Origin of the sequence: Streptomyces sp. NPDC002232 (genome assembly GCF_042890295.1) — a bacterium.
Classification (GTDB): domain Bacteria; phylum Actinomycetota; class Actinomycetes; order Streptomycetales; family Streptomycetaceae; genus Streptomyces.
On record NZ_JBIARV010000003.1, the window covers coordinates 1,144,608 to 1,169,570 of the forward strand.

Annotated in this window: 18 protein-coding genes; 7 read left to right on the forward strand and 11 right to left on the reverse strand. The window is 71.0% G+C overall.

The annotated features are described in order from the left end of the window. Positions 1–41 precede the first annotated feature (41 nt). Both ACFYXU_RS17580 and ACFYXU_RS17585 read right to left on the reverse strand, forming a co-directional pair. Entirely contained in the window at positions 42–551 is a 510-nt protein-coding gene (locus ACFYXU_RS17580) for a hypothetical protein (RefSeq protein ID WP_389458325.1), read from the reverse strand. Positions 552–1,135: 584 nt separating this feature from the next. Further along, positions 1,136–1,579 (reverse strand): hypothetical protein, encoded by a 444-nt coding sequence (locus ACFYXU_RS17585; protein ID WP_389458327.1) that lies wholly within the window; start codon positions 1,577–1,579, stop codon positions 1,136–1,138. 109 nt (positions 1,580–1,688) lie between these two features. Here ACFYXU_RS17585 and ACFYXU_RS17590 point away from each other — a divergent pair, with 109 nt between their 5' ends. From ACFYXU_RS17590 to ACFYXU_RS17600, 3 genes are all read left to right on the forward strand, one after another. After that, positions 1,689–1,838 carry a hypothetical protein gene (locus ACFYXU_RS17590; protein ID WP_389458330.1) on the forward strand — a complete coding sequence of 50 codons (150 nt, stop codon included), beginning with the start codon at positions 1,689–1,691 and terminating at the stop codon, positions 1,836–1,838. 214 nt (positions 1,839–2,052) lie between these two features. After that, on the forward strand, positions 2,053–3,381 hold the full coding sequence (locus ACFYXU_RS17595; protein WP_389458332.1) for an LCP family protein: 1,329 nt from the start codon (positions 2,053–2,055) through the stop codon (positions 3,379–3,381). A 215-nt stretch (positions 3,382–3,596) separates the two neighbouring features. Then, positions 3,597–5,069: a N,N-dimethylformamidase beta subunit family domain-containing protein gene (locus ACFYXU_RS17600; RefSeq protein ID WP_389458334.1), complete on the forward strand. Its 1,473-nt coding sequence runs from the start codon at positions 3,597–3,599 to the stop codon at positions 5,067–5,069. Between the two features lie 107 nt (positions 5,070–5,176). Here the strand turns inward: ACFYXU_RS17600 and ACFYXU_RS17605 are convergent, their stop codons facing one another. The 3 genes from ACFYXU_RS17605 to ACFYXU_RS17615 form a co-directional block, all read right to left on the reverse strand. Continuing rightward, complete coding sequence (locus ACFYXU_RS17605) at positions 5,177–8,602, reverse strand: hypothetical protein (RefSeq protein ID WP_389458336.1); 3,426 nt, start codon at positions 8,600–8,602, stop codon at positions 5,177–5,179. After that, entirely contained in the window at positions 8,599–9,822 is a 1,224-nt protein-coding gene (locus ACFYXU_RS17610; RefSeq protein WP_389458338.1) for a hypothetical protein, read from the reverse strand. The genes ACFYXU_RS17605 and ACFYXU_RS17610 overlap by 4 nt, the downstream gene beginning before the upstream one ends. 110 nt (positions 9,823–9,932) lie before the next feature. Further along, a complete protein-coding gene (locus ACFYXU_RS17615) occupies positions 9,933–11,018 on the reverse strand; it encodes a hypothetical protein (RefSeq protein ID WP_389458340.1) in 1,086 nt (361 codons plus the stop codon). Between the two features lie 181 nt (positions 11,019–11,199). Between ACFYXU_RS17615 and ACFYXU_RS17620 the strand changes: the two genes are divergently transcribed. After that, a complete protein-coding gene (locus tag ACFYXU_RS17620) occupies positions 11,200–12,645 on the forward strand; it encodes an oxidoreductase (protein WP_389458342.1) in 1,446 nt (481 codons plus the stop codon). A 96-nt stretch (positions 12,646–12,741) separates the two neighbouring features. Here the strand turns inward: ACFYXU_RS17620 and ACFYXU_RS17625 are convergent, their stop codons facing one another. After that, positions 12,742–13,251, reverse strand: a complete 510-nt coding sequence (locus tag ACFYXU_RS17625; protein WP_389458344.1) for an SUKH-4 family immunity protein — start codon at positions 13,249–13,251, stop codon at positions 12,742–12,744. 214 nt (positions 13,252–13,465) lie between these two features. Here ACFYXU_RS17625 and ACFYXU_RS17630 point away from each other — a divergent pair, with 214 nt between their 5' ends. Then, complete coding sequence (locus ACFYXU_RS17630) at positions 13,466–13,885, forward strand: MmcQ/YjbR family DNA-binding protein (protein ID WP_389458346.1); 420 nt, start codon at positions 13,466–13,468, stop codon at positions 13,883–13,885. A 108-nt stretch (positions 13,886–13,993) separates the two neighbouring features. On the opposite strand, the gene ACFYXU_RS17635 is transcribed toward ACFYXU_RS17630, so the two are convergent. After that, entirely contained in the window at positions 13,994–15,793 is a 1,800-nt protein-coding gene (locus ACFYXU_RS17635; RefSeq protein WP_389458348.1) for a protein kinase, read from the reverse strand. A gap of 240 nt (positions 15,794–16,033) precedes the next feature. Here ACFYXU_RS17635 and ACFYXU_RS17640 point away from each other — a divergent pair, with 240 nt between their 5' ends. Both ACFYXU_RS17640 and ACFYXU_RS17645 read left to right on the forward strand, forming a co-directional pair. Continuing rightward, on the forward strand, positions 16,034–16,471 hold the full coding sequence (locus ACFYXU_RS17640) for a hypothetical protein (protein ID WP_389458350.1): 438 nt from the start codon (positions 16,034–16,036) through the stop codon (positions 16,469–16,471). Between the two features lie 148 nt (positions 16,472–16,619). Beyond that, positions 16,620–17,486, forward strand: coding sequence for an aminoglycoside phosphotransferase family protein (locus ACFYXU_RS17645; RefSeq protein ID WP_389458352.1), 867 nt, complete (start codon positions 16,620–16,622; stop codon positions 17,484–17,486). Between the two features lie 415 nt (positions 17,487–17,901). Here ACFYXU_RS17645 and ACFYXU_RS17650 read toward each other — a convergent pair whose 3' ends face one another. The 4 genes from ACFYXU_RS17650 to ACFYXU_RS17665 all read right to left on the reverse strand — a co-directional run bounded on the left by ACFYXU_RS17650 (position 17,902) and on the right by ACFYXU_RS17665 (position 24,930). Further along, complete coding sequence (locus ACFYXU_RS17650; RefSeq protein WP_389458354.1) at positions 17,902–18,753, reverse strand: methyltransferase domain-containing protein; 852 nt, start codon at positions 18,751–18,753, stop codon at positions 17,902–17,904. Positions 18,754–19,089: 336 nt separating this feature from the next. Continuing rightward, entirely contained in the window at positions 19,090–19,812 is a 723-nt protein-coding gene (locus ACFYXU_RS17655; RefSeq protein ID WP_389458356.1) for a hypothetical protein, read from the reverse strand. A gap of 427 nt (positions 19,813–20,239) precedes the next feature. After that, positions 20,240–20,608, reverse strand: coding sequence for an STAS domain-containing protein (locus ACFYXU_RS17660; RefSeq protein WP_376510738.1), 369 nt, complete (start codon positions 20,606–20,608; stop codon positions 20,240–20,242). Further along, the gene (locus tag ACFYXU_RS17665) at positions 20,605–24,930 is read right to left on the reverse strand and encodes a SpoIIE family protein phosphatase (protein WP_389458513.1); all 4,326 of its coding nucleotides are present in this window, start codon (positions 24,928–24,930) and stop codon (positions 20,605–20,607) included. Before ACFYXU_RS17665 ends, ACFYXU_RS17660 begins: the two co-directional genes overlap by 4 nt. Between the last annotated feature and the right edge of the window lie 33 nt (positions 24,931–24,963).

A 24,963-nucleotide genomic window follows, 5' to 3' on the forward strand; every position in this document is an offset into this window, starting at 1 on the left:
CGCAGCAGGGCGCGGACCGATCTCCTACGCCCTGGAAAGGATCAAGAGAGCACCCACCGGGGCGGGTGTCCCTGGTCGGCACGGCAGAGGAACACATGCAGGTCCCGGTCACGGCCGAAGCGCAGCCGCGTGGGCATGGCGACGGACTGCCCCCTCCGGATCGCATCCATCCCCTGGAGAGCCGGGTCGCGGTCCTCCCACGGCATCCAGCTGTGTGAGTCGGCGTCCATCTCGTCACCCCCGGCCGTCAGCAGGAGCCGCATCGGTTCCCCACAGCACTCGCAGGCGATGTCCATCGGCCCCGTGGACGCCCAGCTGGGGAAACCGCCGACCCGCCAGCCGGGCGGTATCGACAGCGCACCCTGGTAGCTCGGCGCGTGGCGTCCGCCCTCCTCGATCTGGGCGTCGTCCCAGGCGTCGATGCGGGCGATCAGGGCAGCGGGAAGCGTGTCGTCCTCCGCCCACGGGTAGCTGTCCACCTCCTCCGGGTGCAGGACGCAGGGCTCGGGGAGCTCGTGCTCCCACCGGACCGACAGTGGCTCAGGCGGCACAGCGAGGAAGCGTCCCCCACGCTCGGTCCGAGCGGCCGACCGCCACTTCAACAGGTACCGGCGCTCCAGGCGGGGGCCATGGGTACGCGGGCAGCGGAAGAGTTGCACCAGGTCGGCCCCGCCGGGACCTGCGGCAAGGCCGGGGACGTCCCGCGCGAAGAACTGGGCAAGTCCCACGAAGGGCGTCGGCTCGTCCGCCTCCGGGCCGCCCGCCTCGCGCCACGGGCGACTCCGAGGCCACACACCCGCGGCCCGGGCGGCGCGGATCGCCTCCGGTGCGTACCCCTCGGTCTCGGGCTGGTGCGGCTCGTCGCAGAACGGCCACGGCTCGTCGCTCGGCCACAGCAGCGGCCCGCCGACATGACTGTCGCGGCACCCGGGCCGCCCCGGCCGAGGGTGCAGGCGAGTCGTCCGACCCCGGAATGCGGCCAGCTCCGGAAACACAGCCTCCACGGCGACCGGCTTGGCCGGTGTCGTCCTGGTCATAGGCGGAACGTACGCGGCGGAGGGCGTGCCGCGCGAACGGATTGGCGGGAGCCCTCCCGAAATCTTGTCCCGCAAAGATCTTCGACTCGGTCACATGATCAAGGGGTGTCGGTGCTTTGGATGGTCACTGCGTCGAGCGCATAGGGGACGACCACGATTTGTACGTCATCCTCGTAGACGATCCGCCCCGGGTCCGCGGAACGCACGGTCTGGCAGTCGACGCCGTGAGCGGAGAGTATCTCCAGGTAACCGGAGACGCGGGCGATGAGATGAGTGGCGGACGACTTGAACCAAGCCGCCGCACCGGGGTTGACCTTGCCGTCGTAGACCTGAGGATCGACAGTCGACGGGTCGGTGTACGCCGCGTCGTACCAGCTGTTGTTGCTACGGCGGAACGACTCCTGTTCGTCCGAGAGCCGGCCATCCCTTGCGAGATTGTTGACGAGCCCGAAAACACCGGTGAAGTGGCCTCTGCTGTTCCGATGTGGAGCCTGAAACCTCACATAGGGGGCGGCCACGTCATCGCTGTCGATCATCTCCATCGGCACATGCTCCCATCGCCCCCGCCGCATTCCCATCCCCTCGTCCCCACACCAGAGCGGAGTTGACAGCCGACCACACCACCGGATCTGCGACCGGCCGGTCCCGGCTGTGGTGGTCACGTACCCGTGCGGCGCCGAGGACGCCGACCGTCGCCTCGACCTGGAGCGCACCTCCCGCCTGCCCAAGCAGATCTTCGGCCCGCCCCCGCCCCCGTCTGCGTGGCTGAGCTGCGAGCGACCGTTGGACCTGGCCGGTTGATCGCCGCGCACACCCAGCTCCGCATGACCCGCATCCCCGTCGCCACCTGTACGGGCCTGGCGACACCACCTGTACGGCCCCTTTTCAGGACGTCGCACGCGTGGCCGGAGACCGGCAAGGGGTGCTGCTCGGATACAAGAGGTGGATCGACATCCCCGGCCCGCGGAAGCCCCACCTCACCCCTCCACCCCTCTGAACCCCACAGGAGTTCGGCATGCGTCGGCTGACCACAGCCCTGGCCCTCGTCACCACCTTCGCCGTCGGCTCCTGGCAGGCTCCGGGCGCCGCTCCGGCGCCCCACCACCGCGGCATGAACATCCTCGTCGTCGGCGTGGACAGCCGAGAGGGCCTCTCCGCCGCGGAGAAGCGTCGCCTCCACGTCGGCGGCAAGGGCTGCAACTGCACGGACGTGATGATGCTCGTGCACCTCTCCGCCGACCAGCGGCGCGCCAGCATCGTCTCCCTTCCGCGCGACTCCTACGTCCCCTACGCGCAGACCGATCCCGTCCGCAAGGGAAAGATCAACGGCGCCTACGCCCTCGGCCGCGGACCCCAGACCGTCGCCACCGTGGAACAGGCCACCGGACTCCACATCGACCACTACCTGGAGACCGGGTTCACCGGCTTCGAGAAGGCGGTCGACGGGCTCGGCGGTGCCGTCATGTGCACGAACAAGCCCCTCAAGGACGAGAACTCCGGCCTCGACGTCTCCGCGGGCGTCCACCGTACGGACGGACGCGTCACCCTCCAGTACGTACGCGCCCGCCACATCAACCAGCCGGGCGACCTCGGACGGGTCCGCCGCCAGCAGCGGCTGGTCTCCGACCTGCTCACCAAGCTGCGGGCCGACGGTGCGCTCAGCGGCCCCGAGGCCGCCTTCAGAACGGCCGGCACCCTGCTGAAGAGCATCCGCACCGACGACCGGACCGACGTGTGGGACCTGGTCCGTATCGCCACCGCCCTCGGCCGCCTGGACCCGGCGCGCACCGAGTTCGCCACAGTGCCCATCAGCGACTTCGACCACCGGGTCGACGGCGTCGGCTCCACCCTCATCTGGCACGCGTCCCGCTCCAGCGCCCTGTGGGCCGCGCTCGCCGCGGATCGGCCCCTCGCCGACGACACCCGGATCCAGCCGCGCCCCGCGAACCTCGCCCCCAGCAACCCGGCTCGCGTGAAGGCCGGCGTCGATGACGCCGCCGTGGCCGGTGAGCTCGCCGCGGCCGGGTTCGTCGTCACGGACACCACGCAGACCGCTCCGCCGGTACGCCACGCGGGACCGCCCGTCATCCGCTACGCCCCCGGCCAGGAGGACGACGCGACCACGCTTGCGGCCGCCCTTCCCGGCGCCCGCAAGGAGCGCGTCACCGGCCACGCCGGCACCCCCGCCGTTCTCGTGGGCACCAGCCCCGTCACCGTCCGCACGGTCGCCTACGACCGCAACCTCGCCGAAGGCGCACCCGTCACCGGCAACCACCTCGGCTGCGTCGGCGACGGCCACCACCCGTCCCTGACGTCCGCACCCGCGACCGCCGACCCGCAGTAACGCCTCATCGCGGATGCACGGCCGACCGCCACTCTGCCGCGTGACAAACAGCCCGTCAGCAGCTCGGACGTCGACGACACCACCGATCCCGCCCGCCGGATCGTAAGCCGTCGCGCAGCGACGTGAAGGAGGAAACGGTGGATCCGGAAGAGCAACGGCCACCGCGCGACACCGCTGCGAAGCCCCAGCGTCCGGGCCGTCGCGCCGTACTGGGCATGGCCGCGGGACTCGCCCTGCCCCTGCCGGCCGTCGCCGGACACGGCGTCGCACGGGCATCCGAGCTGCCGGGACGGCCCACGCCACCCGATGCCGGCCTGGACGTCGCACAGGAGAACACCCGGCCGGGGGACGACGGATGGCGAGTGGTGCGCCCGGGCGCTCCCTCGGCCGTCGAGGGCTTCGCGAGCCGGACGAGCGTGCTCCCCGGAGACCCGTTCGACCTGCACGTGTCCACGCGGTCCGCCGCGTACACCGTGTCGGCGTACCGGATCGGCTGGTACGGCGGCGCACGGGCCCGGCTGGTGTGGCGCTCGACCCCGCAGGCAGGCTTCCGTCAACCCGCCGCCGTCTTCGATGCCTCGACACGCACGGCGCGCACCGACTGGCGACCGACGTTGCGCGTGGACACCACGGGCTGGCCCGAGGGCTGCTATCTGCTGCGGCTGGACACCACCGACGGGCAGGCCCAACGGTTCGTCCCCGTGACGGTACGGTCCCGAAGTACGGCCGGGCGCCTGGTCATCGTCAACGCCGTCGCCACCTGGCAGGCGTACAACAGGTGGGGCGGCCCCGACCTGTACCGGGGCGCGACGGGGAAGAAGGACGCCCGCTCCCTCGCCGTCTCCTTCGACCGCCCGTACGCGGCACGCAACGGTGCCGGCCAGTTCTTCATGTTCGAAGCACCCCTCGTCGCCCTCGCGGAACGCATGGGACTTCCGCTGGCCTACGTGACCGGCATCGACGTGGCCCGCGAACCGGGCCTCCTGCGCGGGGCGTCGGGCATCGTCTCGCTGGGGCACGACGAGTACTGGAGCCCCGAGCAGCGCCTGCACGTCCTGCGGGCCCGCGACCATGGCGCGAACCTGGCCGTGCTGGGCGCGAACTGCTGCTACCGGCGCGTCCGTTTCGAGCCGTCCGCGCTGGGCGCGGACCGGACGATGGTCTGTTTCAAGGCGGACTACGAGGCCGATCCGGGCTACCGAGCGGGCCTGCCACCCACCACGGACTTCCGTCGGCCCCCGCTCCCGCAGCCGGAGAGCGAGCTCCACGGGCTGATGTACGACGGCTTTCCCGTGGACGCCCCGTACGTGGTCGCCGACCCGTCCCACTGGCTGCTGGCCGGGACCGGCGCACGCACCGGCGACGCGTTCGCGCATCTGGTCGGCGTCGAGTACGACCGGGTGAACCCCGCCTACCCGCCGCCGGCCCCGGTCGAGGTCATCGCCCGCTCACCCGTGATCCGCGACAACCAGCGCACCCAGGCCGATACCGTCTACTTCACGATGCCGTCGGGCGCGGGCGTCTTCGCGACCGGCACCATGCGCTGGGTGGAGGCCCTGAACGCCACCGGCGGCCCCGACAAGAGCAACCACGGCATGGACGGACGGACGGGTGCGTTCGTCAGAACGGTCACCGAGAACCTGCTGCACACCTTCAGCCGGGGCCCAGCGGCCTGCACCCCTCGGTGAGCGCGGGCGGGGGCTACGGGTGGGGGTCTCAGCACCGGAGCAGTCACGCCCACTCGACCTACGGGAATGGCACCGGGCGTGTCGGCCCCGGGAACTGAATCGAATGCTCATCCGTGCTCGCACGGGGGAGCGTAGCGCCGTTCGGGAAGAAAGTGTTTCCACTGCTCTGTGCTGATGTGTGCCCCCAGGCGCGTGCACAGCCGTTGTTTGATGTCAGCCACGTCCAGCGCCCAGAAACTGATGGAGCCCACGCGGGGGCTGGAGGTGACGAACCTCGCATCGGGGCTGAACGTCCAGCCTGAGTTGAACGACGTGGACGGACGGATGACCGTCAGGTCTTCCGGCATGCTGAGACGATCGACGCTCCAGATCCGAGCCGTCTCACTTCTGATCACTTCGGAGGACATCAGGCCTCCGGCGGGGGAGAAGGTGAGCCGGGTGCCCCGGGAAAGAGATCCGGGGAGGTAGGTGGAGCCCACGAAGTCGAAGGTGTCGCCCAGATTCCACAGCCGGCTGGTGTCGCCCGACTGGATGAGCCACTGGCTGTCCGCAGAGAAGGAGAGCCCTATGATGGCGCCGCCCTCCGCCTTCCGCGTCGGCAGCCGAACGGGCCGGTGCCGATCGGTGATGTTCCACAGGCTCAGTCCGCCTTTGGTGAATCCGAGGCCGGCTACGGTTCTGGTGTCCGGGCTGATCACGATCTCGGACAGCGAGATCCTCGTGGAGACTCCCGGGAGGGTCGCCAGGCGCTCCATACGCCCGGGAGAGCGGAGATCCCAGAGAACTAGTGCCTCCTCGCCGTACTTCCCCCCGGAGACCGGTTCTGCCGAGATCATCACCGTGCTGTCCGGACTGAACTGGTACGAGTCGGGGCTGCCCGCCTTGAGGACCCCGATCACCGTCGGTGCCGAGGGGCTGGTGATGTCCCAGGCGGTCAGGGTCCGCATATCCTTGGTGAACAGTGTCTTGCCGTCCGCGCTGAGGTGCGGATCGGTCGGACCGTGCAACCTGTCCTGGTAGGGAAGGGCACCAAGGCGTCGAGGCCCGTGGGGCGAGCGTACGTCCCAGAGGCAGACGGTGCCGTCGCACTCCGCGGCCATGCGTGTGCTGTCCTGGGAGAAGACCGGTGCTCCGTAGCCGTCTTCGGCCACGGAGAGTGCCCCGGGCTCCGAGAAGACGGAGATGTCCCAGAGCCGGACCGTGCCGTCGGACTGGGCCGATGCCACTGTGCGGCCGTCCCGTGTGACGTCCATGTTGTAGGCGGTCAAACCCCCGTCGGGAGTCGACCGGTCCAACTCCACGCGGAATTCGGTGTCGTCGGCGAGCGGACCGCCGTCGTCTCTGACGAGGCGTCGTAGCGCCACGTTGTCCCCGGACGTCACGACCAGGTGCCGGTCGTTGCCGGCGAAGCCGACGAGGTCGTCGCAGTCCGAGACGACCGCCGACGCACGGGGCCGCCGGGGATCGGTGACGTCCCAGACGGTGACCTCCCGCTTGCCCAAGTTCAGCGTCGCGAGCCTCGTACCGGTGGGCGCGTAGGCCAGGGAGCCGTAACTGTCCGGGCTGGCTGTGACGCTCGACAGCCGTCGGCCTTCGTAGTCCCAGAGGCTGAGCTTTCCGTCGGCCAGCCATGCGAGCTGGCGCCCGTGTGGGGCGAAGGCGACGTCGTCGGAGTCGGCGGTCTCGACGAGGGTCTTCTTCGGCGCGGGGTGGTCCGGTCGTGTCACGTCCCACAGGCGCAGCGGCCCGCTGTTTCCCCCCGTGGCGAGGAGATCGCCACGGGGGCTGAAGGCCAGCGTGGTCACGGAGTTCGGGTAGGCGAGGGTCGAAAGCCGTTTCGGGTGACGAGCGTCGGCGACGTCCCAGAGCTGGATCTGTCCGTCGGGGAGAGTGATGCCTTCGTCGCCCAGGCCGCTGCCCACAGCCAGGACGCGGCCGTTCGGACTGAAGGCGAGCACAGTGGTGTGCCCGGTCCCCACATCGTCCAATGTGGCGAGCGGCCGTCCGTTCCTGATGTCCTGGAGGGCGACGCCCTCGACGGCGCCGACCGCGATGATGTCGCCCGACGGGGCGAAGGCGACTTTGGAACCCACGCCGCGCGTGAGCACGTCATGGCGGAAGGAGCCGGCGAGGGTGAGACTGCGCAGCAGCGCGCCCCTGGCCTGCACGGTCGGTGCCATGTCGTAGGCGAGCAGCAGGAGTTGGCGGGCCAGACCGGGGTCGCTGCGTTCCAGGCCGCCCGCTTCCTCCACCAGCTGCCGCGAGCGTGCGGTCAGCTGTCTCTCCTCGCTGCGGCCGCGTTCCTGATGGAGGCCGAGCAGTGCGTACGAGCCGGCCCCGAGGGCCGCCACCAGCAGGACGAGGAGGACGTCGCGCACGATGGTCCGCGTGTCCCGGCTCCGTGCGCGTCGTGCCGCCTGCGGCCATGTGGCGGCGGATTCGATGGTCAGCCGGGACGGTGAGACCCGGTAGGCCTCTTCCTCGTCGGAGACAGGCACCAACACGCGCGTGATCTCCTTCCCCGCCGCCGCCAGCTTCTCCCTGTAGCCACCGACTTCGCGCAGGTTGCCACGAGTGTCGACGTCTCCGACCACGGCGATGTCGTCGACGAGCCGGGTCGGCGGCCAGACGGCGGAGGTCCATGGGGTCTTGCGCCGGATCTCGTCCAGGACGAGGTGGAACGCGGCGCCGAGGGAGGCGTCGCCGACGTGCTGCACGGGGCCTTCCTCGTTCTCCAGCCACCACACCACCCCGCAGTCCACACGGCCGGCGGCGGCGTGCCGCCAGGCGCGCTCGGCGGATGCGAGGAAGCGGGCGTCGGCACTGAACAGGCTCATCCGCCGCGGGTCGGGCACGAGCCCCGCCGGTGTACCGGGCTGACGGCAGGCGACGAGCGTGGCCCGGCGTCCCGCGGCTCCGCGCGACAGCAGCACGTGCACACGCTCCGGACGGCCGCGTCGCGGTGCGAGACCGGCCAGGTGCTGCAGCATCACGAGGGCGGTGAGGCGGGCGTCGGGAGGCTGGTCGCCCGACGAAGGTTTCTCGGCACCGGACAGGGAAGCCAGCACGCCGAGGCAGCGCGCGAGGTCCTCGTCCGTCGATGCCTCGGCCGCCGTGCTCCAGGAGGAGGCGGGCGCGGCGAGACCCGCGGCGCGGATGTGCCGCACGGCCGCGTCCAGCGCGACGGACGTCGCGTCGGGATCGACGAGCGCCAGACCGAGTGCCCCCAGGCACCGGGCCGCGTTCACCACAGGACCTTCGCCGGCCCGGAACGGCGCTCCCCGGGCAGCCAGCTCCGGCGGGAGCCGTCTGGTGAACCGGTCATCGGCGAGCAGACGGTGCAGCGGCGTCACGTCGCCCACCAGTCGGCGCAGCGCGGCGACATCGCGGTCCGCCACCCATCCGGTCACCAGGGCGACGAGCGGCTGTGCGGGCCCGAGGAGGTCTTCCCGGATCTCGTCCGCGTCCTCCGGCATCGGCTCGTGCTCCAAGAGCCCGGTGTAGCGCTCCGCCGGGCCACCGCTGAAGGTCATTGCGCCGCCCGGCCGATGATGCCGCGCAGAGGGTGGGCCCCCGGCAGGCTCTCGGCGACGTGCTCCCACCGTTCCTGGCCGCTGTTCGTCATGACGGCCCGCACCGAGCGCTCCACCTCTTCGACGTCGAGAAGCCCTGCCTCTGCTAGACCGACCGGAGCACCGTCGACGTCGGCCTCGACGAAGTCGCCTTCCGGCAGGCGCAGGCTGATCGCTCCGGAAAGGAGCCAGAGGCCGTTGTCCACAGGACCGGTGACCTGGAGGGCGAGCCAGTATCGCTCGGCGCCGTCCTGATGGCCGACCCTCACGGGCAGAAGAACGGTGTCGTACTCGTGCCCGAGACGGTCCCGCTCGTCCGACGAGAGCGTGGCGCGAGCGCTGACCGTGAACCGTCCGGTGGCCGAAACGGTCAACCGCACGGTGAAGGGCAGACGTTCGAACTCCGTCCGCTCGCGCCGGATGCCCGAGGAGCCGTCGGCGGCGTCGGCCAGGCGCGTGGCCATACGAGTCGCCGGATCGCGGGACTGACCCGGTCCGCCGCGCAGCCGTGCCTCGGCGACGGCTGCCGCATGTCCGAGGAAACGGTTGTCCCGAGCCAGTACGTCGAGCAGCTCGACCAGCGCGTCCCGTGTGGCCCCCGGAAGCCGATCGGCCTCTATCGTGCCGAGCCGCGTGCACAGACTGGCGGCAGCGACCCGGATCAGACCACGGTCGTGATCGCGTACGCCCTCGTCCAGTTGCTCCAGCGCGGCGGTGAAGCGCGAACCGGCCGGCGCGAACGAATTCCTCAGGTTGATGACCGGCCCGGGGTCCGTGTCGTCGGGGTGCGGAATTCCCGTGGCGAGATCTCCGGCCAGACGGTCGACCAGGTGCCACGGCAGCAGGTGGAACAGTTCGGCGGGCGGGTGGCCTTCATCGGCCAGGCGTGCCAGGAGCAGTCGGCGCACCTCCACGGATTCGTGCCTGAGGACGCGCAGTTGGGCCTCTTCCAAGAAGGTGTCCGGCCAGTGGTCTTCGATGTGTGAGAGCACCGAGAGGCCTGCCTCGGAAATCAGCACCGGGGCTGCCGTACTGCCGAGCTCGATCACCCGCTCGCCGGTCTCCGCGTGCACCAGGCCCAGGGCCAGACGGTCTTCCGCGATGCGGATCGCGGTGCGCAGCCACCCGTGGGTGAACTTCGGCAGGCGCCGGGCGTCCGCCCGTTCGTCGCCGTCGTTCACGACCAGAGCCTCCGGCCGGAGGGGCGTCGACGACACGGACGTCGGCACGCCCGCGACCCAGACGCTCAGCGGACGGTGGACCGGTGCGGGATGCTCGGTCGGGTGTTCTGTCATGGGGCAGCCCGCTTCAGGAGGGCCGTGACGAGGTCTTTGGCGACGGGACCGAGGGAAGCGGCGAGCTCGGCGGCGCGGGGCCCGCGGTGCGCGGGTGGTACGTAGGCGCGCCAGTCGGCATCCAGCAGTGGCCAGCTCTCGTCCGGTATCCGCAGGACGAGATCGTTCGGTAACTCGCCGACCCAGTGGACCACGTGGTCGAACTCGGCCTCCGGCATGCGCAGCCGGAACTTGAGGCAACGCAGGATCACTCGCGCCCGGCCCACGGGGTCACCCTGCCCGAACGCGACCGCCATGACCGGAGGAGCGGCCCGAGCGTGGGCCCGCGCGGTGCCGAGGGGATCGGCCAGAAGATTCCGGTGATGGTCGTAGTAGAGGCAGTTGAAGGTGAGATCCCTCGTACGCGCGTCGACGGTCAGGCCCCCGCCGTACGTCGGGAAGCCGAATCCGCCGAGATTGAGCGGCCGGTACTCCATGACCCGATTCTGCGGGAACTCCTGCGGAGAGGCCGACCACACCAACCGGGGCGAGACCCGGCAGTCGTAATCGCCGAGACCGTCCCGGCGACGTCGTCTCCACAACGGCAGTCCGTTCAATTCGCCGGGACCCGCGGTGCCGGTGAAGTCGAGATCCCGGACCGGGGCCTCCGGCCCGCCTGCCAGCAGGTCCCGGACCGCGCCACCGACCAGCCAGGCCGCGTGCTCCCGCCGCGCCAGCTCGTCGAGCACGCCGGCCACCAGTACGCCGCCCTCTCCCATGGAGTGCACGGCGCGCTCGTATCCGTCGCGGAGCCCGGCCGGCGGAGACCGCAGCGCGTCTTCGCTGAGATCGTGGACCGGCGTGGGCCCGGTGGGATCGACGGTGACCGCCGGATCGGCTCGCTCGGGAACGGTCCGTGCGGGTGGCCCGGCCAGTGCCTCGTCCCCGTCGACCAGCAGCCGGTCGCCCGGCTCGCCCGTTCCGGGAGCGTGGTCGAAGGTGAATCCGACGACCGTCTCTCCGTCCACCCGATCGCCCACCGCCAGCGGAGACCGCGGAGAACGCGCATAGGGATCCAGCCGACTCGTGACGCTCGCGGACACTGGACACACCCTCCCGAGCTGCTGGTTCCGTGACCGGAAGGTCACTCTAGGCTGTGGCGGCCGTGTGGCGCAGGGCTTCGGTGCGCCAGGTCGTGCCGGAGGTGTGATCGGCGTCGCTGTCGATGCCCGTTAACCTGATCGAGTGCAATCGGATCACGAACTTACCTCGGCGGAGAGGCAGTTGCGCGACGCCTATCTCGCGGGTCGCGCGGTCGACTTTCGCGCGGGAGGCCCGCTGGACGAGAGCGTCCGCGGAGACGGATGGGGCGAGGAGCGGTCCGTCAGGGCCGAGGTCGTCTGCGCACTGCTCCTCGGCGACGGCCCGGGACCATCGGCGCGCGTTCCGGCCCTGCGAGTGGCCGGTGCCCGCGTCACCGGAGTGCTCGACCTCGACGGTGCCGACGTCCGACACGGCATCTCGTTCGAGGGATGCTGGTTCGAGCAGCCCATCCGCATCTCCGGCTCCACGATCCGCACGCTCGACTTCACGGCCAGCCGGGTTCCTGGGCTCGACCTCGCCATGACCCGGGCCGACGGCAAGGTGCTGTTGCGGCAGGCGGTGGTCGACGGCACGCTGAACGTTCAGCGCGCGCACATCGCGGGAGAGCTCATCCTCAACGGGGCGGCCGTGTCCACCTCGGACGAGGAGTCCTGGGCCGTCCTCGCCGGCGGGCTGGTCATGGAAGGCGGCCTCTTCTGCACCGGAGCCGTCATCGACGGCGGCCTGCGCATGCCGGGCGCGCAGCTCGCCGGCGGTCTGCACATGAGACGCGCGCGGCTCCGGAACGCCGAGGGCACCGCCCTCCTCGCGGACCACGTCGTGGCGAGCGGCGTCTGGCTGTCCGACGGGTTCAGCGCGGACGGCATGGTCAGCCTGCGAGGCGCGCAGATAGCGGACCTGCTCACCCTCGACGGCGCCACCCTGAGGGCCCCCGTGACGGCGCTCGACTGCACCCGCGTACAAGCCGGGGCGCTCGTGTTCACGCCCGCCGAGCCTCCGTCGGGCCGGATCGACTTGCGCGACGCGAAAGTGGGCGTGCTCCACGACCGGCCGGACCGATGGCCGCCCACCGTGTTCCTCCAGGGCTTGACGTACGGCTCCCTCCACGAGAGCGACGAGGCCCAAGCCCCTTCCCTCCCGTCACGCCTGGCCTGGCTGGAGCTCAATCCCGGCTACACCGCTCAGCCGTACGAGCAGCTTGCGCTCTGGTACCGGCAGATCGGCCACGACAACGATGCGCGACGCGTACTCCTGACCAAGCAACGTCACCGCAGGAGAACCCTTGCGCCCCCCTCACGACTGTGGGGCCATCTCCTCGACTGGACGGTCGGCTACGGCTACCGCCCTTGGCTCGCGGGCCTGTGGCTCGCGGTCCTGACACTGGTCGGCTTCGCCGTCTTCAGTACGCACACACCACGCGCGACGGAAGCCGACAAGGTGCCCCCGTTCAACGCCCTGGTCTACACCCTGGACCTCCTCATCCCCATCGGAGGCTTCGGCCAGCGTGTCGCCTGGTACTGGCCGCCGGGCACGGTCGCCTGGTTCGCGTACGCCCTTATCGCCGCAGGATGGATCCTCACGACAGCGGTGGTCGCGGGCGTGACGCGCACACTGAACCGCAACTGAACGGGCAGGCCTCACGGCGCCGGTGGATCCGCGACTCCGGCGCTGGCAGCAAGGGCGGCCCGCTGCCGGCTTCTACCAGGCACCTGGTGCCCTCCGCTACGCGTCCTCCGGAACCAGCACGCCGAGCTCGACTTCCTCGAAAACCCGGGACCACCAGGATTCGTCATCCGCGAAGGCCCCCGGGTCGCTCCGCCGCGCCTGCTCGAGGACGTCCTCGACGTACTCCTCGTAGTCGGCGTCTTCGTCGCTCCGTTCAGAGCCGCAGAACGCCTCCCAGACCTCCAGGACGCTCTGCAAGCCCGCGACCGAAGAGTTGACCAGCGCGTACTGCTGGTCCTCGTCGCCGTCGTAGCCGCGGACCATCCACACGGCCCCGCTGTCGATCATCAGCCAGTACGTGTTGACGCCGTCCTCGAAGGCCCCGAGGAACGCCGCTCGGCCCTGCGGGAGGGACCGGACCTCCAGCTCCCGACCCGAGTCCCGCACGAACATGCGACAACAGTCGGCGGGCAGCCCTCGCTCGACCAGCCCGGAGAGAACCTCGCCGCCGACATCCTGGCGCGTGAGAGAGCCGGCGTCGTACGGCAGCCACACGGTGTCCGGCAACTGGAACCTCCTGATCGGTCTTGGCCTCCGATCCTCCCAGACCAGGGGGACGACCCCTCGGGCAGGACCTCCCCGACGTCAGCGGGCATGGTGACGCTTGCAGAGCGGACGCTTCGGCGGTGCCGAGCGAGGCTGGGCCGGCTCGTGCGGCCGGGCATGATCATGTCGCCTCCCTGCCTCATGGCGCGGCGACGGGGGACGGTAGTGTCGCTTCATGTCCAGTCCCGGAGACGTCCCGCCGGAGATCCTGAGCAGGATCCGGTCGGTCTGTCAGCACTTGCCCGAGTCCTATGAGGAACCGGCCTGGATCGGGATGCGCTGGCGGATCCGTGCGCGGACGTTCGCTCACGTCTACGCGCCGGATGTGGACCGATCTCCGCTCTACGCCCCGTACGCGACCGAGGGCCAGGACCCGGTCGTGATGACGTTCCGGGTCGACGCGGACGACCTGCTCGGCCTGATCGCACCGGGGTTCCCGTTCTTCCGTGCCGCCTGGGGCCGCAATGCGGTCGTCGCCGTCCTCGGAGATCACACCGACTGGACCGAGCTCGCCGAACTGATCACCGACAGCTATCGCGGCATGGCTCCGAAGTTCCTCGCGGCCCGGCTCCCGCCGCTTCCGCCTGTGGACTGACCGGCACCCTTGTACCGGCTGCTGTTCACCGACGGCCTCTGAACGAAAACTCCCCCTGCTGACACTCGCTCGGGGAGCGGCCGCACCGGCCGTTCCCCGAGCACCAGCTCAGTCCTTCGCCTCGTTGGGCATCACCTTGGTGACCTTGCCCGCCGGGTCGGCCTCGATCCGGCCGCTCTGGCTGTACGCGTTCGAGACGTAGACCGACATGTGCTTCGGGTCGCCGAAGGTCGGGTCGTCGCCCGTGACCAGCAGATACCGCGAGGAGATGTCCTTGACGTTCAGTTCCTTCTCCGCGCGCTTCAGGAGGGCGGGAAGGACGTCCCAGTCGAACGCGTCCACGCTGAAAGGGCTGTCCATGGGGCCGACGCTACCGCTGATGATCCCCTTCTCGGCGCCCTCGCCGGGACGGTAGGTCCAGCTGTCGTAGCGGCTCTTGCTGCCCTTGACCATGACCTGGGCCGAGACGTGCTCCGGATAGACCGTCAGGTCGCACACCTGGTCGGTGCCCGTGGCCTCTTTCAGCGCCTTCAGCGCCGTACGGATGCCGTCCGGGGTCAGCAGGTTCTGCGTCGCCGGCTTCCCGCTGTCGCCACTCGTGTCCGCCGGAGCATCCGCCGATTTCGTGACGCTGGGTGCGCCGGTACGGGAGCCGGACGTGGTCGGGCCGGGGGAGTGGGCACCCTGGTCCTCGGTGCCGCCGAGCCCGGGGACGAGATTCCAGGCGAGGACTCCGGCCAGCACCGTCGCGGCGACGGAGGAGCCGATGCCGATCCCGCGGACACGACTCCGGGTCCGTTCGACGTGCCCTCGCTCGCGCGACCCGTGCGAAGGGACCTGCGGCACGCTGTCCCACGGACCCCCGCCAGGCGTGCGGTGGGCCGTCGGACCGACCGGATACGGCGTGGGTGCGACGGCGGGATGGGGTGTTCCGTCGGACGGCCAGGGTGTCGCCGGGCCGAAGCCCGGCGTGGGCGGGGTCACGGATGAGGGCGCGGTGGCCGTCGTCGGCGGGGCGAGGTGGTACGAGGTGGACGACGTGGCGCCCGGGACCGGTCCGGAGGGAGTCCCGTCCGCGGCCGCGGCGAGGAGGGCGTGCAGACCGGCGGCGTCGGGCCGCGCCGTCGGGTCCTTGACGAGGACGGCGGACAGCGCCGCCGTGAGCACTCCAGCCCGGCGCGGCGGCGGCAGCGGTTCGCTGAGGACCGCGGCCAGGGTCGCGAGCGTGGATCCCCTGCGCAGCGGGTGCGTGCCCTCCACGGCGACGTACAGCAGCATCGCGAGCGACCACAGGTCGGACGCGGGACCGCCCTCGTCGCCGGAGATGCGCTCGGGCGCCATGTAGTCGGGGGTTCCGATGATGGAGCCGGTCGCGGTCAGCGCGGTCGACTCACGGATGGCGGCGATGCCGAAGTCGGTGAGTACGGGACGGCCGTCGGGCCGCAGCAGCACGTTGGCCGGCTTCACGTCCCGGTGCTGGATGCCGACGTCGTGCGCGGCGCGGAGCGCGGCGAGCAGGTCGCGTCCGAGCCTGGCCGCGGCGACGGGTTCCATGGGGCCGAGTGCCAACTGGTCCGCGAGCGAACCGCCGGTCACCAGCTCCATGACGAGCCAGGGGTACGTGTCGGCGCCGGCGTCCACGATGTGGTGGATGGTCACGACACCGGGGTGCTCGACCCGAGCGAGCGCCTGTGCCTCGCGCAGGACCCGGTCGCGCAGCATACGGGCAGCCTGCGGGTCGTACTCGGCGAGCCCCGGATCGGGCGGGCGCACTTCCTTCAGCGCCACGGCCCGGTTCAGCACGATGTCCCTCGCACGCCATACCGTGCCCATGCCGCCGCCACCGAGCCGCCCCTGGAGCTCGAAGCGGCCGTCGATCACCCGTCTGCCGGGGTCCCCGTCGTTCATGGGCGGGAGCCTACGGGGCGCCGCTGACATGCCGCAGAGCGGGTGGCGGAACACGCCCCCGTTCACTCCGCTGTTCCTTCCTGTTCCTTCACGGTCCCGCACGTCTTCGGGGATGGGGTCCTCGCAGAGCGACCCGCGACCGTGTGCGGTTCCGGTACGGCTTACGGAGGAAACCGTATGGCTCAGTTCCATGATCGTCTCGACGGAAGATCGGCCACCTGCCAGAGGTAGGGTCCGGCTATGACCGACGACTGGTACGTCCTCATAGAGGAGGACACCCGCACCACCGAGCGGGCCGACGGCACGGAGCTCAAGCTCCATCGGTGGATGCTCACCGGCACGCACCTCATCGGCCCGAACCAGGCAGAGGCGGTCGCGGCCGCCGAGGACGCGGCGCTCCACCACGTACCGGAGATCATCGCCCGGCATGCCCGCCCGGGTGACGAGCCCGGCCGTCATGCGCTGCTCGGGCAGGACGGTGCATGGACCGTGCTGGTGAAGCAGCGTCACCGCGCCTGCCACATGCGCGTGACCACGGCGCGGCTCGTGCACGCGCGGGAGGAGAAGGAAGCACCGGCGAAGAGCCTGAAGGACAAGTTCCGCAGCGTCCTCGACGGCCCGGCGCCCACACCGAAGCCCTGGACCTGGGTGACCGACAGCAAGGGCGAGTCGTCCTGACCGCCGCGTTCGGCTCCTGGGCGGGGTAAATCGGTCGACCGGCCTGTGTACGGCGCGGTGTGATGATCTCTCCCCTGGCGGTAGGGGGGCGGACCGAACAGGGGAGTTGTTCTTGGCTGTACAGAGGACCACCGAGGAGGCCACCGTCGTGATCGATGCGGCGCTGGTCAGGCGCCTGGTCGATACGCAGTTTCCGCAGTGGGCGGGCCTGCCTCTGGAACTGCTGCACCCCGCTGGTTCGGATCACGTGATCTACCGGTTGGGTGGGGAGCTGTCCGTGCGACTGCCCCGGTATGCCGGCGCGATCGGCCAGGCCCGCAAGGAGTCGGAATGGCTGCCCCGCCTCGCCCCGCACCTGCCCCTGGCCGTTCCGGTGCTGGTGGGGGTGGGGGAGCCCGGCTTCGGCTATCCGTGGCCCTGGGCGGTGTCCCGTTGGCTGGAGGGGAAGGTCGCCACCGTCGAGGCACTGGCCGATTCCGCCGAGGCGGCCGTCGAACTGGCCGGGTTCCTCGACGCGCTTCAGCAGTTCCAGTACGGCGAGACTCCGGCTCTGCGTGCCCGTGAAGATCTCGCCGCGCCTCCGCTGGTCGCACGCGACAGTGCGACGCGGAAGGCCATCGCGGGCGCCGACGGGGTGTTCGACGCCGCGCCGATGACCGAGCTGTGGGACGCGGCGATCGGTGCTCCGGGCTGGGACGGCCCTCCGGTCTGGGTCCACGGTGACTTCCACACCGGCAACCTGCTGACCGTCGACGGCCGACTCAGCGCGGTCATCGACTTCGGCGGGCTGGGCATCGGCGATCCCGCCTGCGACCTGATGATCGCCTTCACCTTGATGTCGGCCGAGAGCCGTGCCGTGTTCCGCGCCGCGCTCGGCGTGGACGACGCGACGTGGCTCCGAGGACGCGGCTGGGCGCTGGCGACGGGCCTCAACGCCTACACCCACAACGCCGGCGCCGACCCGCGCGTCACGGCACAGACGACCCGCCAGATCACCGCGGCCCTCGTCGGCTAGGACCCGTTCGGTCGGCGGTCTTCGGAGCCGTACAACGGGGGCGGCCCGCTCCCGCCTGGCCTCCGGACTGGTGCGTAAGGCTTCTCAGAGACGCCGTACGGAACCGAAGATGGGGGAATGGCCAACGGCGAGGACCTGCTCTGGGACGCGGTGGACAAGGGGACGGCGTTCGTTCCACGACTGCGGCGCACGGCGGTGACGGCCGGCTGCGCCGGTCTGTTCGTCCCGGTGCTGTGGGCGTACACCGACGCCGTGTGGGCGGCGTGGGCGGTTGCGGCATACGTGCTCGTGGAGATCGGGTACCGGGTCGGCGAACGGACGCCCTGCCTTCCCCGCGCAGGCGTAGGGGAAGGCAGGGCGCCAGGCGTGCCCGCTGCTCATCCGTCAGCAGACGAACAGGCACGCCCACTCGTCGTCACCGAGTCCGGTAGGCCGTGGCCAGTACGGAGACAGTGACCCGATCGGGCAGGGAGCCGCCGTCGTTCAGGTCTGCACGACTCACGTGGCGTGCACTCGGCGTCATCGCCACCAGGTCCAGCACCTCCGGCCTGGACAGCGTCGCGGTGTACTCCACCTGTTCGGTGACGACTGCCTCGAAGAAGGGGCTGAGCGCGCGATGCAGGCGTTGTTCCTTGTTCGGGTCGATCGCGACCATCGCAGCCACCTGGTCACGCAGCTCGGTCAAGTGCCGACCCGTGGGTCGGACCACGATGAGCCGGCCGCTCGGTCGCAGTACGCGGTGGAACTCGGCGGGGTTGCGTGGGGCGAACACGTCCAGCACGACATCGGCCGTCCGGTCGGCCAGGGGAAAGGGACGGAAGACGTCCCAGGCGACTGCGGCGGCCCGGTCGTGGGCACGGGCTGCCAAGCGCAGTGCGCGCACCGAGGTGTCCAGCCCCAGGCCACGGGCGCCGGACAACTGGTCGAGGACGCCGGCCAGGTAGTAGCCCGTGCCACACCCCACATCCACCGCCGTGGCCCGCTCGGGCAGGCCCTCGGCCGCCAGGCGGGCCCCGACTTCGCGGATGGGCGCGTAGGAACCGGTGGACAGGAAGCGGTCCCGGGCCAGGACCATGGCCGCGTCGTCCCCGCTGGTGGCGCGGGTGCCCGTCAGCAAGCCGGCATAGCCGTGACGGGCGATGTCGAAGGTATGGCCCCTCGGGCAACGGAGCGCAGCGTGGTCGAGGTGCAGGCGACACGTGCGGCACGCCGGGCAACGCAGCAGGTCGAGGGACAAATCGAGAGCAGGGGGAAACGGCACGGGCACGAGGCACTCCTGGCACAGGGGGAAGGGAAGGGATCGTGCCTGCGCGCTCAGGGCCTCACTGCCTCAGGAAGGTACGTGCAGAGGGGACTTGGTTGATGCATCAGGCACGCGAAGGAGGGCGACGCCGTCCGGCGTCGCCCTCAGCGCCTTCCGATCACAGGAAGCAGCAGTGCGGGGTGCTCATGAATGCCACGCCGCAAGTCTACGAGTACGGCGAGAGCCCTTCATGCCTCCGCCGTCCGTTCCCGTTCCACGGGGGGGCGGGCCTTGTGCGGGCCGTGTCTGTCCAGACCGGTCCTGCTCCGCTGCGGTACCGCGGTGGTGGATCATCAGCGGTCAGGACGCTGGACGCCTGCGGAACCGGTGCAAGGCAGCGGCTCCCAGCGCGATCGCCGTTCCTCCCGTACCGATCAGCCAGCGTGCACCGGGAGTGGCTCCGGTTTCCGCCAACGTGCCCGAGGGGGCGCCGGCCGGGTGATCAGGGGCCGCCTCCTCGCCTGCCGCCGGATCGGGTCCCGCCGCCGCCGGTGGGTCGCTCGGTCCGGATTCCCCGGCACCGCTCCCGGCCGATCCGGCTGGGTCCCCGGCCCCTGCCTCGGTCCCGGGCCGGGTCGGCTCGCCGTTGCCTGGGCCGGCCGGATCGGTGGGGGTGCCGGGGTCGGCCGGGTCGGTGGGGTCGGTGGGGTCGCCCGTGCCGGGGTCGGCCGGGCCGGCCGGGTCGCCGGTGCCGGGATCCGCCGGATCAGTCGGCTCGCCGCCCCCCGGGGCACCCGGATCCGCCGGGAGGACGAGCTGTGACTCGTACTCGGGGGAGTCGAGGCTGATGCCGTCGGACGCAGCCAGGTAGAAGTGCACGAGGGGCGCGTCACGGTGAAAACGCATGCGCAGGGACAACTGGGTCGCCCCGGCGGGAACGACCAGGTCGTAGTGCGCCGTGGGGTTGGCTTGCGACCACCGGTCCGCGTCCACCTCCTGCCACCCGCTGGTCCCACGCACCTGCACGTCGGTGTGGTCGGGTCTCAGTCGCAGGGTCTCGTTGTCCTCGACGATGAGTGTCACTTCACGGTCGGAGTCCGTAGGTTCGGCATTGACCACGAGAGTCAGGGCCTGCCACGGTCCGCCTGCTGTGAAGGTGTCCGGGACTCCGTGTACGGAGACGGTGACGCCCTCGTCGGGGGTCGTCTTCTTGACGGAGGGTGCCGATTTCTCATGGCCCCTGTCTGGCGACTGGTCAGGGACGGCGACGCTCACCGGTGGGCCGTCAGTCGCCAGGGCGGGGGCGACCAGCACCGCCGTCGGTGCCGTCATGCCGACGACGGCGGCGAGGAGTGTTCTGCGAAGTGGCACGGTGCTCTCTGTTCCGTAGATCGATCACTCGGACAAGAGCACTCTTGCCGGGGCATCTTCATCGCAATACCCCGTACTGATCTATCCCGTCATAAAGAAGATCTATGCCTCAGCCCCGATGCGACGCTGGAGCCCTGGATCAGATGTCGCCCCCATCGCGCTGCTCGGGCCGCTCGTCACGCCCATGGAGCCCGTCCCGCCGGCCCTGCTCCGCTGTCGACGGAACCTCGCTGACCCTGACGACCCCCGTGAGTCCGGAGACCTCCAGGACGGGCAACAGGAGTGCGGTCGCCAGGACTTCGACATGACCGGCGTGAGAGAAGAGAACGCTCAAGGCCGCGCTGTCGAGGTACTCCACTTCGGTGAGGTCGACCACGACCTGGTCCGGGCAGTCCTCCAGAGCGGTGGCCAACGCGCCGGAATTGCTCATGTCGATCTCGCCGACCGCCTTCAGGACAGGAGCGGCGTCCGGCCGGCGCCTCGACGTGAGGATGAGGGACGTGGTCATGGGGTGATCCTCGTATACATGTCGACGGTGGTCCCGGCCGGTCCTGGAACGATGGAGACCTGTTGCATCAGGGCGCGCATGAGCGGCACGCCCCGGCCCCGGTGAGGATGCGCATCCGGAGCCGGAGGCTTCCACCGGCCCGTGTCGGTGACGGTCAGCCGCAGCGCGTCGGCCGTGGCCTCCACGTGCAGGGTCACCGCGTCACCGGGCGCGTCGCGGTGTCCGTGCTCGATCGCGTTGGCGCATGCCTCGCCCGCCGCCACCAGGAGGTTCTGCGTGGCGTCAGGAGGGAGATCGCACCCCTCCAGCCAGCTCCGCAGAGCCTGCCGTACGGGCGCGAGCTGCCCGGACTCGGCTGGGAACGTCATGTCCAGCGGACCGGGATGGCGATGGAGCAGCAGGGCGACGTCGTCACGAAAGCCCCCTTCCGGCGCCAGCTCCTCCATCAGGCCGTCGGCCAGAAGGTCGAGGGGGTCGCCCCTGCCCTCCCGGAGCGCCTGCGCCGCCCTCTCGATGCCGCGCGTGAGGGGCGCGCCCCGTCGTTCGACGAGGCCGTCGGTGTACAGCAACAACGTGGAGCGGGCGGCCATCACGTACACCGCCGTGGGTCGTTCCCGGCCCACGCTGACGCCGATCGGGCGCGAACGACCTTCCTCCAGGAGGTGCGTGCTCCCGTCGGGCCGGGTCACCAGGCCGGGAGGGTGCCCGGCGCTGGCGTAGGTCAGGTGGCCGGTACGGTCCAGGACCCCGCAGAACACCGTCGTGCAGAAGGCGCCGGGGACATCGGCGGCGAACTGGTCCAGGGCCATCAGGGTCTGCGCGGGATCCTCGCTCTGCATGAGCAGGGCCCGGCACGCGCCGCGCAGCTGCCCCATGACCGTCGCGGCCTCCAGACCCCGTCCCACGCAGTCCCCGACGACGATGCCGGTACGGCCGTCCCGCAGCGGGACCGTGTCGTACCAGTCGCCGCCGACCTTGAGCGGCCGGCTGGCCGGTTCGTACCGGACCGCGAAGCCCTCGGGTACGCGTGAGGGGCCCAGGATGGCCTGCTGCAGCGCGATCGCGGCCTTGCGCTCCTGGTCGATCTGGTGGGCGCGTGTCAGTCCCTGGGCGAGGTGTCCGCCCATGAGGGACAGGGTGAGCTCGTCCTCTTCGGTGAAAGGGTGCTCCGGCCCGAACGTGACCCGGAGGATCAGGGCGCCCTCGGGATGTTCGAGCAGGATGCCGGCCCCGGTGTCCGTCACGAGCGGAGTGAGGGGGCGGCGCTCGCGCAGGTCGAGCAGCAGCCGCCGCGCCTCGACGGCGAGCTGCTCATCCTCGCCCCCCGGTCCCGTGCCGCCCGCGCTTCCCGGTCCCGCGCTCCCCGGTCCCGTGCTGCCCGCGCTCCCCGGCACCGGCCCCACGGGTTCCGTCATGACCAGCCCGGGCGCACCGTCGTCGGTGAGGACGGTGGCCGTGACACGTCGCGCCTGCCAGAGATCCCGCAGTTCGCCCAGTGCGCAGGACAGGACCTCGGCCGGGCTGACGGCCTGTGACATGCGGGCGGTCAGAGAGGCCAGCGCGTTGTCACGTCGGCCGGCGTGGTGGTCGGCGGTGACATCGCGGAACGTGCCCACGAAGACGTGCCGTCCGGAATCGGGGTCCTGGACCCGGGTGCCCGTGACGCTCACCCAGACCCGGTGTCCGTCGCGATGGGTGAGGGGGAGGGTGGACGGGCCCGGTGAGGAGTCGCCCTCCGCCGCCATCAGCCGGGCGAACGTGTCCTCGACGTCACGCCTCGGGCCGGGGGCCGTCTCCGCGTCGGGCCACCACGGGGGAGTGGGATCGTACGGCAGGAGTTCCGGTCCGTAGCCGACGATGTCGGTGAAGGCGGCGTTGATCTCGACGACCGCGCCCGCCTCGTCGCAGACGAAGAAGGCCTCCTGGAGGGAGTCGACCAGCGCGGTCCGCCAGCGGGCGTGGTGGTTGCGGAGCCGCCCGAGCTCCACGTGGGCGTGTACGCGTGCCAGCAGTTCCCCGGCCGCGAAGGGCTTGACGAGGTAGTCGTCGGCGCCTGCCCGCAGCCCCTCGACGGACGCTTCCTGACCGGCGCGGGCGGACAGCAGAAGCACGGGGACCGCGGCGGTGCGGGGGTCGGCGCGCAGGGCGCCGACGAGGCCCAGGCCGTCGAGACCGGGCATCATGACGTCGCTGACGACGAGATCGGGCGTTCGGGAGCGGACCGCCGCGAGTGCTGCCAGTCCGTCGTTCGTCGTCCGGACCTCGTACCCGCCGGAGGACAGGAGTCGCACGAGGTACTCGCGCATGTCGGCGTTGTCATCGGCGACGAGCACGGTCGGGGCACCAGGGGTGGAGACCCCGGCCGACATGACGCTCTCGCCCTTCCACTCCTCCTCGCTCTCGCCCTCGTCCGGGAGCCCCGTGAGAGGGCGGGGCCAGGGCTGGATGCTCGTCGGCCCGGCCGCAGACGACGGATCCTCCTCCAGCCACCGCAGCGCTTCCTCCACGTACGGCTCCGAGGCACTCCTGGTCGCCTGCGGGGAGACCGCTGCCGTCCCCGCCCCGGACGGGTCCGGTGGTCCGGGAAGCACCATCGCGTCGGACGGCAGGTGGGCCGTGCCGAAGGGGAGGCGGATCGTGAAGCGGGTTCCGCGCCCCTCCTCGGACTCGGCGTGCAGCGAACCGCCGTGCAGCGTCACCAGCTCCCGTGCGAACGCGAGGCCGATGCCGCTGCCCTCGCCGGAGCGGGCGCGACTGTTCTCGATGCGGTGGAAACGTTCGAACAGGCGCGGCAGCTCATGGGCGGGAACGCCCACGCCGGTGTCGGTCACGCGGACCACCGCCTCCTCGCCCTCCGCCCGTACGGACACGTCGATCGTCCCCTCGAAAGTGAACTTCAACGCATTGGAGAGCAGGTTGAGCATCACCTTCTCCCACAGGTCCCGGTCGACGTGGACCGGGGCGCCGAGCGGACGGCAGTCGACGCGGAGGCCGAGGCCCGCGCGCTCGACGGCCGAGCGGAACACGCTGGCGAGGTCGGCGGTGACCGCCGCCAGATCCACCGGCTCGTAGCGGGCCCGCATCCGTCCCGCCTCGATGCGGGAGAAGTCCAGCAGCGTGTTGACGAGCCTGCCCAGACGCAACCCGTTCCGATGGATCATGTCGAGCTCCGCGCTCATCGCGGTGCCGCCCTCGCGGGCCGAGGCGCGCAGTTCCTCGACGGGGCCCATGATCAGGGTCAGCGGGGTCCGGAACTCATGGCTGATGTTGGCGAAGAACGCCGTCTTGGCGCGGTCGAGCTCGGCGAGCTGTTCCGCACGTCGGCGCTCCGCCCGGTAGCCCCGGGCATGGGAGATGCCGGCGGCGAGATAACCGGCGACGACCTGGACGAAGCCGTGATAGGCGTCGTCGAGCGGTCGGTAGCGGTTCAGACCGGCCACCAGGAAGCCGTACGGGGCGGTGCCCCCGTGCCCGAGCAGCGGGACCAGCAGGGCCTGCGTCGGCGGGGCCGACCACGGCCCCGAGGGCAGCCCGTCGTGGGCCGGGCCGTCCAGGGCGATCAGGACCGGCGCCTGCTGCTCCGGCCCCCACGTCGGCCAGGGAGCCGACGGGTCACCGGCGGCCAGCAGAGACGGGGCGGCGGCGTGCCCGACCGGGACGCCGGTGGCAGCCGCCAGCCGGGCCGAGCCGTCCTCCTCGTAGAGGTACGTCAGGGTGAAGGGCAGGTCCTTGTCGTTGCGCTCCAGCTGCCGCCCGGCGAAGGCGAGCATCTCGCGCTCGGTCAGCAGCGCGCGAGGGTCCGAGCCGAGGTGCCGCAGGGTGTCCATCCGACGCTCGGCGATGATCCGGTCGGTCTCCTCACTGACCACACAGAACACACCGGCCACTCGGGCCTCGTCGTCGCGCAGCGGGCTGTAGGAGAAGGTGTGGTAGCTCTCCTCGGGGAACCCGGAGCGCTCCAGGAACAGCATCAGCCCCTCGTCCCAGGTCGCCTCACCGCCGGTGAGCACGTGGTCGACCCGGTGCCGGATGTCCTGCCAGATCTCGGCCCACACCTCGCTCACCGGGCGGCCCAGGGCCCAGGGGTACTTGCTCCCCAGCGTGTCGCGACGGTAGGCGGCGTTGCAGAAGAACGTCAGCTCGGGGCCCCAGGCCATCCACATCGCGAACCGTGACGACAGCAGGATGTCCACCGCCGTCCGCAGACTCTGCGGCCAGCTCTCCGGCGGACCCAGGGGAGAGGCCGCCCAGTCGACCGCCGTGAGAGCCCGGCCGATCTCCTCGTCGGCCGCGAACACCTCGTGCACGCCGGCTTTCGGCATACGCGCGTCGGCGCTGTCACCGCTCACCTGGGG